The following is a 13,929-nucleotide window of genomic DNA, read 5'->3' on the forward strand; positions in this document are numbered from 1 at the left end:
TCTTGTCAACTTTCCTCTCTTCTGCTTATAATGACATTAAGAGTTTCACGTTATGTGAATAAACTTAACATAAGAGGGAGTGGGGTACATGAGAAAGAAATGGTTGGTTTCCATGTTAGTAATGCTTACTTTGTTCGCTTTTCCGGTTAGCGCATTTGCGGCTGCGGAGGGTCCGACTAACATTGAACTTCAAAGTGGTTTGAACTCAGCCTTTACGTTTTTGGCTGTTGTACTCGTGTTCTTGATGCAAGGGGGATTTGCTTTACTTGAAGCGGGTTCAACACGAATGAAGAATGCAGGACACATTGCGGGTAAGACCATCCTGACATTGGGAATTTCAGTTATTGCCTTCTGGGCTTTGGGTTTCGGTCTTGGTTTCGGTAATGGTAACAGCTTCTTTGGAACAACAGGATTTTTCCTGAGCGGTGACAAGATGGCTGCTTCCTTCGAATCACTGGCTTTCTCCGATGTTCCACTGACTATTAAATTCGTTTTCCACCTCGCTTTTGCGGCGGTATCTCTGGCCATTGCCTGCGGTGGTATGGCTGAACGTGCAAAAATGAGCGTATATATTGTATTCGGTACACTTTATACCATTATCATGTATCCGGTTGTTGCTCACTGGGTATGGGGCGGCGGCTGGTTGGCTGAGCTGGGTATGCAAGACTTTGCAGGATCGACGGTTGTTCACTTGACTGGTGCGACTGCAGCATTGGTAGCGACGATCTTGTTGAAACCACGTATTGGTAAATATAACAAAGACGGCAAACCTAACATCATTCCAGGTCACAACCAAGTGTATTCCGTACTCGGGGTTATTATCCTCTGGATCGGTTGGTTCGGATTCAACCCAGGTAGTACATTGTCTGCCATGGGAGATGGATTCTTCGGTTATGTTGCATTAACTACTAACGTAGCTGCTGCAGCCGGTGGTGTTGCTGCGCTGTTGATCTCATGGGCAGTACTTGGGAAGTCTGATATTCCTAGCATGTTAAACGGTGTGCTTGCGGCACTCGTTGCGATTACAGGAGCATGTGCATTCGTTGAACCTTGGGCAGCCCTGGTTATCGGTGCTCTGGCGGGTATCATCACATTCTTCACAGCACAGTACTTCGATCGTAAAGGAATTGACGATCCAATCTACGCTTTCTCCGTACATGGTATTGCTGGTATGTGGGGTGCGATCTCCACAGGTTTGTTCGCTACTCCTGAACTTGCCGAGAATGCTGGTGTAGGTCAAGCGGGTCTGTTCTATGGCGGTGGATTCCACCAATTGGGCGTACAGCTTCTCGGTCTGGCAGGTGCTTTTGCCTTCGTACTGGTAATGTCCTTCATTATTTTGGGCGGAATGAAAGCGATCATGGGCATTCGTGTTACTGAAGAAGAAGAAACAATGGGTCTGGATATCAGTGAGCACGGTACTTACGGATACCCTGAACAAATGAAAAATGTAGATTCTAAATCCAATGGTGGTACGTTCAGCTCCTGAGGTGAATGATGCTGAATCATGCTTCAAGGAGGCTGGACATGATGGAACCCATCTCGTATACAAACTATTCCTGGTCTTATCAGGGAATCGATGGTGCGGTGTCTTCTCAAGAACTGCGCCAGGCACGTGTAATATTACAGAACGAGCTCCAGGAATTGTTGTCCGCTTCCTTGTCGCCGATCGAGTGGTACCAAACGGTAAATGAACTGCATGACCGGATTGCACGGAAAGCAGTAGAGTTATGCATTCAGGGGATGGTTGAGGAAGGCTTCGGCCAACCTCCCGTCCCCTATGCCTTTATCGTATTTGGCAGTTCCGGCAGGGAAGAAGCAACGTTATGGAGTGATCAGGATAATGGCATGATCATTAGCGATACTCCGCATGAAGGTAAAGAGGAATATTTTGCTCAGCTCGGACTGCGAATGACGGATATGTTAGAAGAGCTTGGTTACGCCAAGTGCGAAGGCAAAGTCATGTGCTCTGAGCCACTCTGGAGAAAAACGCTGGCGTCATGGAAACAACAATTAGCAGATTGGAGCGCGGATCTGAATTGGGAGCCCGTTCGTAATCTGATAATTGCTTCAGACATGCGTTTTGTTGCAGGTGAGCAAAGTCTGGCGGAGGAATGGATCACGAGTTTTTATGAGCAGTTCAGACTGGTTCCTGAACTTTCGGATGCAGTTCTTCGCAATACGGTTAAACATAAAGCTACATTAAATGTACTTGGACGTGTGGTCACAGAACGATTTGGTGAACATGCAGGCGGATTTGATATCAAGTATGGCTTGTACATTCCGCTGGTGAACAGTGCTCGTTATTTGGCTTTGCAACATGGGATCAAGGAGTCATCGACGCTAAAAAGAATGGAGAGACTGACTTCACTTGAAGCTGTTCCATTTACATTACTGGATGCATGCCAGCGGGCCTTCTTTGCCGCTTTGAAATTTCGCCGAAGTACACCGGTTGTCATCCAAGGGGATTTGCAACATAGCAGTGGGTTCCTGGATGAGAAACAGATGAAACAAAAGCAAATTCATTATGAGCTCAGGGATACGCTCGGGTTGGTACGACGAGTGCATCGTGCTTTGCAAAGACAGTTGCGTTTTGCAGAAAGGAGACGTCCATGAGAGAGCCGGCAAGGGGCAATACAGGATTCTGGAATTCGCTGCGTCAGGGAGGGGTTCCTTCCGCCATCGCTTCCATTATGGGAGCCCCTACGGCGCAACACATGGCGTTTATCCGCTCTATGATGAGAGAACAGCGCAGACCTGAGGTTCTGCATACACCTCTAAATGAGCTGGACGCAGTTGTATTTGATCTGGAAACGACGGGATTTTCGCCCCAGCACGGGGATGAGATTATCTCATTTGGTGCGGTCCGTATACATGGAGGTGTGGTACTGGAAGGAGAACAGTTTTATACGGTGGTGCAGTCCAAGACTGCGGTTCCGGAACATATTACTGAACTTACAGGTATTACACAGGAGATGACGTTGGACGCACCAACTTTGCTGGAAGGGCTGCATGATTTCATGTCTTTTGTAGGTGGAAATGTTCTGATTGCACACGCAAGTGCGCATGACCGAGCTTTTCTGAATGCAGCTCTGTGGCGGACTTCAAAGGTAAGGCTGACACATCGTTTAATCGATACGATGATGTTGGCCCGCTGGCTTGAACCGAGCAGGCCGGGGTATGGTTTGGATGAATTGCTGGAATCCAGAGGGATTCCGATCTATGGACGTCACCATGCACTGGAAGATTCAAAAATGACTGCACAGTTATGGTCCTGCTACTTGGAGGACATGACTCGTAAAAATGTGGAGACCTTGGGTGATCTGTATACCCAGCTAAGTCACGCATAACGGAACGGGAAGCAGATTGTATGAAGGCACAACGTGTTGTGCCGGATCCTGCGATTCCTTCGAAGATTCAATCAGATAACCGTTCAGATGCATATGAGATCCTAATCCGGCTGTAAGGTCAGGTGAGCCGATTAGGTACATCTGAAGCAAACCTGCGAAGGCCGGAAGCGCTTGGATGTCCTCTAAGGAAGGAACAGGCCTGGTCTGGGGATGAGAATGGAAGATACCGATGAGCTTGGGCTCGGAGAATACGCACCGAATCCATTCGGCATCGTCCAGAGTAAAATGGTGCAGCGGGTCAGGTGCTACGTTACGAATGGGCTGAAACCGACTGATTCGTATACCGCCCGCTGCGGTTTCACCCAGCATAACCCCGCAGGCTTCTTGTGGCAGCGAAAGGAACATGTGCTTTGACATCTCTTGTTCTACGGAAGAAGGGATGTAGAAGGCGTTTTGCTGCCCGTGAAGTGCTGCCATTTGTATTCACCCCTCTCTCTTTGGCTCCTGCTACGGCAGGAGTCCTTTTTCATTTTATTTTCTGTGATGCGGATTGTAAAATTTTAAAGGAAAAGGGTACAATAATAAAGAGAACATTTGGGAATCATGTTCTGGTGAACTATGATAGAGCGTGATAAACACTTAGCATGTGCAGAAATTACGGTTTCAGTTTCAATATGCTAATTATATAAAAGGGTGGCGGGTTATGAAACGAAATATATACATATTCCTTGGTGTTGTCTTGCTGGTTGGTATTGCACTGGCCCAGAATGCGGGTGACGGCATTGCAGCCGTCTTTAAGCAGGAAGAACCGATGCCTACAGAGACGGGACCACGTGCGGGTCTTCTGGCACCTGCTTTTTCTCTGACAGCAATGGATGGAAAGACGTACAGTGTGGGCGGTGCCAAAGATAAGGCCACGTTCGTCAGTTTCTGGGCATCCTGGTGTGAGCCGTGTAAGCAGGAAGCTCCAGAGCTGAACAGAATGGCTGCGAAATACAAGGATAAGCTTGACATGTATGGGGTTAATGTAACGTCATACGATAAACTCAAGGATGCCAAAGCTTTTGTGGATGAGTACCAACTGACATTCCCCATTCCTTTGGATGAGAAGGGGACTGTGTATGCTCAATACAATGGGGTGGCTTTTCCAACGAATGTTCTGATTGACTCCAGAGGAGTTATACAGGAGATTGTTCTGGGCATATTACCTGAGAAAGAGTTGGAACGTAAGATTAAAAAGTTAATTGCGAATTAATTTTCATGTAAACAAAGAAGCCTTTGCATCCATGAATCATGGGTACAGAGGCTTCTTTATATTTTCCGGGAAATAAGCGTTATTAGTGGTTGCTTATCCCATGAGCAGGAATAGGGAGTGTGCCCGGCTCATCCTGTAATTTTTCTTGAAGCAATGCATAGCGGAAACTGTGAACGAGCGCTTCCCAACTTGCTTCAATTACGTTCTCGGATACACCAACAGTGTTCCATGTGTTCTCTGTATTTTTGGATTCGATCAATACACGAACTTTGGCAGCTGTAGCATCCTTCTCATCCAGAACACGCACTTTGTAGTCCGACAGATGCATGTTGGCAAGTGAAGGGAAATATTGTACCAGCGCTTTCCGAAGGGCGTTATCGAGTGCGTTAACCGGACCATTGCCCTCAGCAGCGGTATAAGCGCTTGTTCCAGCGATATTCACTTTGACAAAAGCTTCAGAAACAACGGATTTACCCGCCGTTTTCTCCACAAGCATTTTGAATGATTCAAACGTGAACAATTCTTTCATGTCACCGTTCGCTTCACGAATTAACAATTCAAGCGAAGCATCTGCACCTTCGAACTGGTAACCCTGATGTTCCAGGTCTTTGATTTTCTCAATAATCTGACGTGAATTGGCACTGCTTGGATCGAACTCAAGCCCCAGTTCCTGGGCTTTGGATACAATGTTACTTTGTCCGGCAAGTTCAGAGACCAGCACACGTTGTTTGTTACCAACCAGTTCAGGCACGATGTGTTCATAGGTACGTGAATCCCGCAGGATGGCAGAGACGTGAATCCCACCTTTGTGAGCAAAAGCAGCATTGCCGACATAAGGCTGATTAATCGGCATATTCACATTGGCAATCTCGCTAACATAACGAGCCACGTTTGTAAGTTGTCTCATGGAATCATCAGTAACACATTCATAGCCAAGTTTCAGTTGCAGGTTCGGGATAATGGATGCGAGATTGGCGTTACCGCAACGCTCTCCATAACCATTCATCGTTCCTTGCACCTGACGGGCTCCGGCTTGTACAGCGCTGAGTGTGTTGGCCACAGCCAGTTCACAATCATTATGTGTATGGATCCCGAGATGTGCATGAGGCAGGCTTCTATGCAGTGTGGATACGATCTCGTGCACCTCGTTTGGCATCGTCCCGCCATTGGTATCACACATAACGAGCCAGTCCGCTCCAGCTTCGTGGGCCTTGGTCAAGACCGCTTGAGCATACTCCGGGTTATGTTTGAATCCGTCAAAGAAGTGTTCTGCATCAAAGATCACTTCCATTCCATTCTGTTTCAGATAGGCGATGGAATCATAGATCATGGACAAGTTTTCTTCCAATGTAGTCTGCAAAGCGGTGTGCACATGGAAGTCCCATGATTTACCGACCAGGGTTGCAGCCTGAGCACCAGATTCGATCATGCGCTTCAGGTTGGCGTCTTCACTAGCAACACTGCCTTTACGGCGGGTACTGCCAAAAGCAACAACCTTTGCGTTCAGGTTTAATTCCTTGACTCTTTTGAAAAACTCAATGTCCTTGGTATTGCTGCCGGGAATTCCGCCTTCAATATAATGGACACCCAGGTCATCAAGCTTCTTGGCAATTTTGAGTTTGTCGTCTGCCGATAAGCTGACACCCTCCCCTTGTGTGCCGTCACGTAAAGTCGTATCGAAGATGGAAATGGCCTTTGACATGAAGATCCTCCTTTGAGATAAAGCGCTCTTTTAAAAGTTTGGATTTTAAGTTAGGAAAAGCTGTTAAGTACGTTAGTGGACGAATCCTTCGATTCGGCAACGCTACACTGTGTTAAACTGGGTGCGCTGATTTGTCCTAAAGTCGTCAATTTGTATAATTAATTATTATAGCACCATTATAGCCAAATGCTACATAGAAATCGCAGTTTCATGTAACAATTAACGGATTTTAGAGAAAAAAGAAGGATGTTAATCATAATCCGGATGTATGTTATAATCTATTATTGAGTTTTAATTGGAATATATGGAAGAAAAGGAGGGTTAATTTTGACTTTTGTATGGGAAAATACGATTATTGCTCTGATCACTTTGATACTTTTTGTGAGTGTAGGCTGGTTAATTATTCGGTCTCTGATCAGATCTAGCAGAAAATAAATGCTCATGACTGAATTAACATAACGGGTTTGATATACTATAGAAGAAAGAAATTCGTTTCATTAATTAGTGTGCAAGAAAGGGCGGGGGTTCATGATGTCTTCAGGCGGCAATCCTCCAGCAAATGTGGATCAATATTACCCTGCAGCCGGACGGGTAATTCTGCATGTCGATATGAATGCTTTCTACTGCTCTGTACATGAAGCCGAGGAACCAGATTTATATAGAGGAAAAGCAACGGCCGTTGCGGGCAGCAGTGAACTGCGAAAGGGTGTAATTGTAACCTGCTCATATGCCGCTCGTAATCGAGGCATCTCAACAGGTATGGTTGTGCACCAAGCCATGAAAAAGTGCCCTGATCTCATTGTGATACGTCCTGATTTTCATTTATATCGTCAATATTCAAGAGCCTTCATGCAGATTGCGTATAGCTATACGCCTCAACTTGAGGCGACATCCATTGATGAATGTTATCTTGATATTACAGGTTCAAGGCAATTCGGGAATCCAATGGAGATTGCGGAGAGCATTCAGCGGAGAATCAAGGATGAATTGGGGCTGCCATGTTCCATAGGCATTGCGCCCAACAAATTACTGGCGAAAATGGCTTCGGATCTGAAAAAACCGAACGGTATCTCCATTTTACGCATGAGGGATGTACCCCGGATTCTTTGGCACAGACCATGCAATGAGATGTTTGGCATTGGCAAAAAAACGGCCGAAAAGTTGAAAAAATTGGGCATTGAAACGATTGGTCAATTGGCCAAGTCGGATGAGAACATGTTGACCGAACTATTTGGAGTTAATGGAGCATGGCTCAAAAATTCCGCGAATGGCATTAACCATTCCGCAGTTCACGCGGAACGTGAGGCCAATAAATCCATTGGGCATACAACCACTTTACCGGCGGATGTATCGGATATGAATGAGATTCATCGGGTGTTCCTCAATATAAGTGACCAGGTAGCCAGAAGGTTGCGCAAGCACGAAATGTTCAGCCAGGGTATTCAGATTACAATCCGGACACCGGATATGAAGACAATCACCCGATCACGTCTAATGGAAGTTCCTACGGAGGATGCAACGGTCATATACCGTGAGGCCTGTAAACTATTTGAGAAGCATTGGGGTAGTGGCAAGCCTGTACGCATGCTGGGTGTGACACTTCAGAACCTGATTCCAAGAGAAGAATCAGCTGTACAGATGGACTTGTTCGAATATGAGCAGAAGCCCAAGAAGGACAATCTGATTCGGATTATGGATCAGTTACGTGATAAATTTGGTGAGAATGCTGTTGTGACCGCAGGCATGCTTGGAGACGATCCTTCCGTGCTGCTTCGTAATCATAAAGTGCGCGGTACTTCCCTGCAAAAAGATAACTTGCAAAGTCTTGATTAAATAAGGGATAATAGAGACTTGTGGTTGCAAAATGTTTGTAATTATCCTTACTTTGTATTAATATGTTTCTAGATAAAAACACTGTACGTTTTGAATTTTAGGAGGAGAGAATGTAAATGAGTAAATATACTTGGGTTGAAAAAGACACATGTATCGCATGTGGCGCTTGTGGAGCAACAGCTCCAGACATCTACGATTATGATGATGAAGGTTTGGCTGAAGTTATCTTTGACGGCGATGCTAACCATGGTGTCAAAGCTATTCCAGACGACTTGTTTGACGATATGCAGGATGCATGCGATGGCTGCCCTACAGATTCAATCAAAGTAGCGGACGAGCCTTTCAATAAAGAAGGCTAAGTATTTCTCACATGAACATAGAGCACTTTCTTTTGTCTTAACGACAAAGGAAGGTGCTTTTTTTGCATTCATTTAACTGTGATTATCTGACTATGGATCAAGGACGAACATTGTCGAACCCCCTTTTTTCCACCGGGTACTCAAGTCCTATGGATTCAACGCCTGGTTATGCCGATATATAATGATATACGGAAAAAGGCGAAATAGTGGAGGATCGGATGCAAAATACTCATCTAAGAACATATGTCAAGAAACATCCCGACAATAAAATGGCTTGGTACTTGCTCGGAAAGGAGTATTTGGGCGAAGGACAGGAGGCCAAAGCCAACTATTGCTTTCAGCAAGCGGGCGAGGTTTATGAGGCATTTGAACGCAGTAAAGCTCCTGCTGACATCTGGGTAGACTATCAGGAGAAACTGGTGGAGATGTCTGAGCAAAAAGAGAAAAAACAACGTAGACGCAAAATGTGGCTTACGTTGCTCATGTTGCTTGTGCTGGCAGGTCTGCCACCTGCGGACGCTCCGGGTTTCAGTCGGGAAGCGGCCGACGCACTGTCAGCAGCACTGGAATCCACAGATGACATCGAAGCGCCTGTAGAAGCGGATAAACAGGTTGGAACTGCATCCATTGCGCCAAGCAATGTGTTCACTGCTGCGGCATTTGGTGGAGGTAATCATGGCGAGGCTGCGCTCGCAGCTGCCTGGTCCGGGTCTGGCCCAAAAGTAGAGACCTCTGCTGTACTGGGCATGCAAACCTCGGATGACTGGTCTTTATGGAAACGAAATATGCCTGTGAAATACATAGTACAAACCAATAAAAGCGGGAAATTGACTGCACAGAGTTATGATGCCAAGCAATGTAACTGTGAACCTCCTGAAATTACACCGAAAATCAAAAAGATGGCCTTGGCGTGGACCGCCAAGCAGGAAGCAGCTGCATCATTATCAAGTGCAATCGTTGCCTATCGCAAAAAAAATGATGCTTGGCCCAAGAGTGTAACGCAAATGGCTCAGCCATTTCCGAACAATATTCTGGGAGAGACTGCGTCAGGGATGACCGAGATGTTTCCGAAGCTGCTAGCTTTGCATCAAGGAAAGGTACAGGAAGGAAAGAACGATTCGAGTGGTAAAGAGAATGGTTCAACGACTTCGAATTCGTCTCAAAGCAAAAATGCCGCTTTTGCAGATACGCTGGGAGGTCAGCCTTTTTTGCAGGAACCGCTGGAGATTGTCATTGATAAGGATAGACATAAACTTGCATTAATCAGTGGGGATACCATTATTCGTATGTATGATGTGGGACTTGGCGGTGATCGAACACCGGAGGGCTCATTTGTCATTACAGATAAAGTGGTCAATCCGAATGGACGCTCGAACGGTGAGTTTGGAAGCAGAGGTATGCAGCTCTCGAATACGAATTATGCCATCCACGGGACCAACGAGCCAGACAGTATCGGACTGGATGAGTCCCTTGGATGTGTGAGAATGCGTACAGGAGATGTAGAAGAGTTATTCGCTCTTGCTCCGCAAGGCACTCCGGTACGCATTGGAGAAGATGTACTGCCAGATCTGACGCTTGTTCCAGAAGCAAAGCAGCGTTATCAGCATACGCTTGTTCCAAAGCAGAATAATCCGAACAAAACGTATCACTGGCTGAATTGATCTGTTTGATATGTAGAATCAGATGGATTCAGCCTGAATCATCTACATGTTGGCAATAATGATAAGAGCACCAATGATGATGATCAGGCCGCCTACACTGGCTGCTGTCCATGCAATGGCTTTGCGATTCACTTCTTCTTTCTTTTGCTGTAATGCAGGTGGTTTACGTTTGGGAGCCATGAGTTATTCCTCCTTATTTGGAATAGAACTGGTGTAGAGTAACCATGCTCTCATTGTAAAGAATTCAACTCGTCATTTCCAGTGGGCGGGTGGATTTCTTGTGAGCATTTTGTATTATTCGATTTGTGCTGTCTATGCGCAAACTACTTTCCTTTTTAATAAGAAACAGATAAACTTGTGAGTAGAGTGTTTTTTTACATATGAAAAGACGGACAACGGCTTTTTGGCGTACCGGACCAGAACGGAGTGAGTGATTTGTTATACAGAAGTCTTGCTAAACCTTTGTTGTTCAAAATGGACCCTGAACAGGCCCATCATCTGATTATTGGCGGCCTTAGTGGCGTGGGTAGCATCCGTCCGGTTCCTTCCGGACTGCGTGTGATGTACGGCGTTCGTGAAACGTCTGATCTGGCTGTTGACATGTTTGGGTGTCATTTCCCTACACCTGTTGGTCTGGCTGCGGGTCTGGACAAAAACGGGCAGGCCGTAACGGGCTTTTCTTCCATCGGATTTGGATTCATGGAAGTGGGAACCGTGACACCACTTGCACAACCAGGTAACGATCAACCACGGCTGTTCCGTTTGCCTCCAGATGAGGCGTTGGTGAACCGAATGGGCTTTAACAATCTTGGTGCGGAAGCCATGGCAGGTGAATTGGCACGTCTACAGGATCGGCGTATTCCAGTGGCTGTTAACATCGGCAAAAATAAGGCAACTTCTAATGAGGAAGCTCACCTGGACTATTCGAAGTGCATTCAGGCACTATACGATTATGCTGATCTGTTCGTGGTTAATATCAGTTCACCAAATACACCGGATTTGCGTAATCTGCAACATGGGAATGAATTGAAGGAACTGCTCGCTGCGGTTATGAACGAGATGAACGTGCAGCATGCACGAGCGGGCGGAGCGACCAAATCCGTTCTGGTGAAGATTGCACCGGATGTGAATGATCAGGAACTTGAATATATGGTTCGCACAATTGCAGACAGCGGTGTTGCTGGTATTATTGCAACGAACACAACCATCAGTCGTACAGGACTTTCCCACCAACATGCGAAGGAAACAGGCGGTCTGAGCGGTAAACCTCTACGTGATCGTTCGACGGAGATTATTCGCCAGATCTATCGCCAGACCGAAGGCAAACTTCCGATTATCGGTTCAGGTGGCATTTTCACAAGTGAGGATGCTTACGAGAAAATTAAAGCCGGAGCAAGTCTGGTCGAAATATATACAGCATTGATCTACGAAGGACCTGAGGTGAATCGGCGTATTCATGCCGGACTGCGTGAGTTACTGCGCAAGGACGGTTATCGTCATATCTCTGAAGCGGTTGGTGCGGAGCATCGTTAAGAAGGAATGTGAATCCCCGGAATGAAAATATAGAAGCATGGGAAGAGCGTAAAATGGTTCGGGACTCTTCCCCCCACCAAACATCATGTATAATGGAATAGAACAGGGGACGCTATAGAGACAGGAGGCATAAGCATGGACGGTAGAGACTGGGGTACATTTTTACTTCCTTATGAACAAGCGGTAGAGGAATTGAAAGTCAAGTTTAAGACAATGCGAGCGGAACTGAAGAAACGGGAAGAGTATGCCCCGATTGAATTCGTTACCGGTCGTGTCAAAAAAATATCCAGTATTCTGGAGAAATCCAGACGACTGAATGTGTCGCTTGATGACGTGGAAACAGGCATTGAGGATATTGCAGGTATCCGCATTATGTGCCAGTTCGTGGATGATATCCGTCGGGTTGCCGAGTATATTCGAGGCCGTAAGGATCTCACGGTACTCATTGAGAAAGATTACATTACGAATTTCAAAGAGAGCGGCTACCGAAGCTTCCATATGATTATTGAGTATCCCGTTCAGACGGCTCTGGGACAAAAGAAAGTTTTGGCCGAGATACAGATCCGGACGCTTGCCATGAATTTCTGGGCTACCATTGAACATTCGCTGAGTTACAAGTTTCGCGAAGGGTTACCTGATGAGATGAGAACCAGGCTGAAAAAAACGGCTGAGGCCGCGTTTATACTGGATAACGAGATGTCTGCGATTCGTCTACAGATTTTGGAGGCGCAGAAGGCATTTGAGGATGATTCCAATATCGTGTCAAGAACATTGAATATCATTCATCAATTATACTTCTACCACCTTGTCAGTGAAGCAATTGAAGCACAGAAGCGATTTAACGATTACTGGGAACGGCATGATATGGAAGGGCTCAAAGACTTGCTGGATGACGTGAAGAAACTTCTGAACAACGCCAGAAAGGGCGAAAACCCGGATGAGCATCTATGAGCCACTGTACGTTGACTATTTAATCTACTTTAATCGGGATCAGGATTATTTCGAGTGCCATGAGGTGCTGGAAGAATTGTGGCTTGAACGTAACCGGGATTCTCTCTATAAAGGGTTGTTGCAAATTGCAGTTGGTTTATACCACTTCAGGAATGGCAATCTCCGCGGAGGAACGATGATGTTACAGAGCTCACTTGATCTTCTGGAACCTTATCCTGCTACGATTCTGGGCATTGACCTAGGGGCTTTGGTACGGGATGTACAGGAAATCGTGAAGCAACTGTCCCAATCAGATGTTCAGTCTGTGACTTACAGGGATTTGTCAATACGAATTGTTGATGAGGTCTTAGAACAAGAGATATCTAGAAGATCGCTTGAGCTAAAACCAAATATTCCGCAACGGCGGAGTCCTACCAGAGGGCGAATATACGAAGAGAAGATGAAGGCGATGGATCAGAGTAAAAGTTGAACCGTAATCACGCTAACATTCAAATGAGCATCCCATGGATATGAAGTTCCATGTATATGAAACACCCCGACGATTCCTGTAAAGGGAACGATCGGGGTGTTTTTGAATGTTGCGTCATATTCAGATGATTGCAGGTGGTATAGCCTGTCCTTTAACAGAACAGTTTCTGGTGATACAAGTGCCTGATTGTAGATACTTGTGGGAACGGATCTAGCAGTTAGCTTGCCGAAGGAGCGGCACTGCCTTTATATTTTTGGAAAAATTGTTTGTAATCATCCAGTGTGTAGCCTTGGTCACTGCCATTCTCTTGCAGTCCGCCAACCATACGGTCTTTCTCGACACCAGCCTCATAATAGACGAGTGTAGGCGTGAACTCGATATTGTAATCGGTCCATCCTGCTTCGAATTCACGCAGATTGAACTGCGGAAGCTCAATACCTTCACTGTCAACCAGCGGCATCAACTGAGGTGTTGTTGCACGGCAGTGCGAGCAATCGGAAGCAAAGAAATAAACAAAAAAGCTGTCTTTGTTATCGATTTTGGCTTTGAGATCAGTGGGTACAATAATTTGTTGATAGTTGGGATCACTAAGTAGCTCCCGTGTAGCTGGATTAAGCTTGGAAGCAGCGATGCCATAAGCATTTTCCACTGAATCCATCTGTTTCTTGGATTGCTGGTCTACGACAACCAGTGCTGCAATCATAATGATTAAAATACCCAGGAAAATAAGGATCGCAGCACTTTTCTTTTTCTTCTTGGATTTCATTGGACATCCCCCATCGATCATATCGAAATATAGTTTGGGCAAAAATAAAG

General features: G+C 45.9%; 14 protein-coding genes. 10 read left to right on the top strand and 4 right to left on the bottom strand.

Annotation, left to right across the window (positions count from 1 at the left end):
* The first annotated feature begins 88 nt into the window (after positions 1–88).
* Genes MHH92_RS10085 through MHH92_RS10095 form a run of 3 tightly spaced genes read left to right on the top strand, consistent with a single transcriptional unit; the run spans position 89 to position 3,350 of the window.
* Positions 89–1,489, top strand: coding sequence for an ammonium transporter (locus MHH92_RS10085; RefSeq protein ID WP_036609643.1), 1,401 nt, complete (start codon positions 89–91; stop codon positions 1,487–1,489).
* Between the two features lie 41 nt (positions 1,490–1,530).
* A complete protein-coding gene (locus tag MHH92_RS10090) occupies positions 1,531–2,616 on the top strand; it encodes a DUF294 nucleotidyltransferase-like domain-containing protein (protein WP_445744704.1) in 1,086 nt (361 codons plus the stop codon).
* A complete protein-coding gene (locus MHH92_RS10095; protein WP_017689374.1) occupies positions 2,613–3,350 on the top strand; it encodes an exonuclease domain-containing protein in 738 nt (245 codons plus the stop codon). Before MHH92_RS10090 ends, MHH92_RS10095 begins: the two co-directional genes overlap by 4 nt.
* On the opposite strand, the gene MHH92_RS10100 is transcribed toward MHH92_RS10095, so the two are convergent.
* Entirely contained in the window at positions 3,336–3,827 is a 492-nt protein-coding gene (locus MHH92_RS10100) for a M67 family metallopeptidase (protein WP_340903528.1), read from the bottom strand. The two genes, MHH92_RS10095 and MHH92_RS10100, sit on opposite strands and share 15 nt — an antisense overlap.
* A gap of 226 nt (positions 3,828–4,053) precedes the next feature.
* Between MHH92_RS10100 and MHH92_RS10105 the strand changes: the two genes are divergently transcribed.
* Positions 4,054–4,605: a TlpA family protein disulfide reductase gene (locus tag MHH92_RS10105; protein ID WP_340903531.1), complete on the top strand. Its 552-nt coding sequence runs from the start codon at positions 4,054–4,056 to the stop codon at positions 4,603–4,605.
* A gap of 82 nt (positions 4,606–4,687) precedes the next feature.
* Here the strand turns inward: MHH92_RS10105 and cimA are convergent, their stop codons facing one another.
* Entirely contained in the window at positions 4,688–6,307 is a 1,620-nt protein-coding gene (gene cimA, locus MHH92_RS10110) for a citramalate synthase (RefSeq protein ID WP_047842385.1), read from the bottom strand.
* Between the two features lie 531 nt (positions 6,308–6,838).
* On the opposite strand from cimA, the gene MHH92_RS10115 reads away from it, so the two are divergent.
* The 3 genes from MHH92_RS10115 to MHH92_RS10125 all read left to right on the top strand — a co-directional run bounded on the left by MHH92_RS10115 (position 6,839) and on the right by MHH92_RS10125 (position 10,160).
* Positions 6,839–8,140, top strand: a complete 1,302-nt coding sequence (locus MHH92_RS10115) for a DNA polymerase IV (protein ID WP_076249898.1) — start codon at positions 6,839–6,841, stop codon at positions 8,138–8,140.
* Between the two features lie 116 nt (positions 8,141–8,256).
* On the top strand, positions 8,257–8,499 hold the full coding sequence (locus MHH92_RS10120) for a ferredoxin (protein WP_017689369.1): 243 nt from the start codon (positions 8,257–8,259) through the stop codon (positions 8,497–8,499).
* A 218-nt stretch (positions 8,500–8,717) separates the two neighbouring features.
* Positions 8,718–10,160, top strand: coding sequence for a L,D-transpeptidase family protein (locus tag MHH92_RS10125; RefSeq protein ID WP_340903532.1), 1,443 nt, complete (start codon positions 8,718–8,720; stop codon positions 10,158–10,160).
* 42 nt (positions 10,161–10,202) lie between these two features.
* On the opposite strand, the gene MHH92_RS10130 is transcribed toward MHH92_RS10125, so the two are convergent.
* A complete protein-coding gene (locus MHH92_RS10130) occupies positions 10,203–10,340 on the bottom strand; it encodes a hypothetical protein (RefSeq protein WP_017689367.1) in 138 nt (45 codons plus the stop codon).
* A gap of 255 nt (positions 10,341–10,595) precedes the next feature.
* Here MHH92_RS10130 and MHH92_RS10135 point away from each other — a divergent pair, with 255 nt between their 5' ends.
* The 3 genes from MHH92_RS10135 to MHH92_RS10145 all read left to right on the top strand — a co-directional run bounded on the left by MHH92_RS10135 (position 10,596) and on the right by MHH92_RS10145 (position 13,113).
* The gene (locus MHH92_RS10135; protein ID WP_017689366.1) at positions 10,596–11,693 is read left to right on the top strand and encodes a quinone-dependent dihydroorotate dehydrogenase; all 1,098 of its coding nucleotides are present in this window, start codon (positions 10,596–10,598) and stop codon (positions 11,691–11,693) included.
* 135 nt (positions 11,694–11,828) lie between these two features.
* The gene (locus MHH92_RS10140; protein WP_036609636.1) at positions 11,829–12,644 is read left to right on the top strand and encodes a GTP pyrophosphokinase; all 816 of its coding nucleotides are present in this window, start codon (positions 11,829–11,831) and stop codon (positions 12,642–12,644) included.
* A complete protein-coding gene (locus tag MHH92_RS10145; protein ID WP_074094460.1) occupies positions 12,631–13,113 on the top strand; it encodes a DUF309 domain-containing protein in 483 nt (160 codons plus the stop codon). Before MHH92_RS10140 ends, MHH92_RS10145 begins: the two co-directional genes overlap by 14 nt.
* Positions 13,114–13,330: 217 nt before the next feature.
* On the opposite strand, the gene MHH92_RS10150 is transcribed toward MHH92_RS10145, so the two are convergent.
* A complete protein-coding gene (locus MHH92_RS10150; RefSeq protein WP_047842389.1) occupies positions 13,331–13,879 on the bottom strand; it encodes a thioredoxin family protein in 549 nt (182 codons plus the stop codon).
* Between the last annotated feature and the right edge of the window lie 50 nt (positions 13,880–13,929).

The organism is Paenibacillus sp. FSL M7-1414 (genome assembly GCF_038003195.1).
Classification (GTDB): domain Bacteria; phylum Bacillota; class Bacilli; order Paenibacillales; family Paenibacillaceae; genus Paenibacillus; species Paenibacillus amylolyticus.

Excerpts from the sequence above, each read along its gene's own strand:
- MHH92_RS10085 (WP_036609643.1), top strand. The coding sequence starts at position 89 with ATGAGAAAGAAATGGTTGGTTTCCATGTTAGTAATGCTTACTTTGTTC.
- MHH92_RS10090 (WP_445744704.1), top strand. The coding sequence starts at position 1,531 with ATGGAACCCATCTCGTATACAAACTATTCCTGGTCTTATCAGGGAATC.
- MHH92_RS10095 (WP_017689374.1), top strand. The coding sequence starts at position 2,613 with ATGAGAGAGCCGGCAAGGGGCAATACAGGATTCTGGAATTCGCTGCGT.
- MHH92_RS10100 (WP_340903528.1), bottom strand. The coding sequence starts at position 3,827 with ATGGCAGCACTTCACGGGCAGCAAAACGCCTTCTACATCCCTTCTTCC.
- MHH92_RS10105 (WP_340903531.1), top strand. The coding sequence starts at position 4,054 with ATGAAACGAAATATATACATATTCCTTGGTGTTGTCTTGCTGGTTGGT.
- cimA (WP_047842385.1), bottom strand. The coding sequence starts at position 6,307 with ATGTCAAAGGCCATTTCCATCTTCGATACGACTTTACGTGACGGCACA.
- MHH92_RS10115 (WP_076249898.1), top strand. The coding sequence starts at position 6,839 with ATGTCTTCAGGCGGCAATCCTCCAGCAAATGTGGATCAATATTACCCT.
- MHH92_RS10120 (WP_017689369.1), top strand. The coding sequence starts at position 8,257 with ATGAGTAAATATACTTGGGTTGAAAAAGACACATGTATCGCATGTGGC.
- MHH92_RS10125 (WP_340903532.1), top strand. The coding sequence starts at position 8,718 with ATGCAAAATACTCATCTAAGAACATATGTCAAGAAACATCCCGACAAT.
- MHH92_RS10130 (WP_017689367.1), bottom strand. The coding sequence starts at position 10,340 with ATGGCTCCCAAACGTAAACCACCTGCATTACAGCAAAAGAAAGAAGAA.
- MHH92_RS10140 (WP_036609636.1), top strand. The coding sequence starts at position 11,829 with ATGGACGGTAGAGACTGGGGTACATTTTTACTTCCTTATGAACAAGCG.
- MHH92_RS10145 (WP_074094460.1), top strand. The coding sequence starts at position 12,631 with ATGAGCATCTATGAGCCACTGTACGTTGACTATTTAATCTACTTTAAT.
- MHH92_RS10150 (WP_047842389.1), bottom strand. The coding sequence starts at position 13,879 with ATGAAATCCAAGAAGAAAAAGAAAAGTGCTGCGATCCTTATTTTCCTG.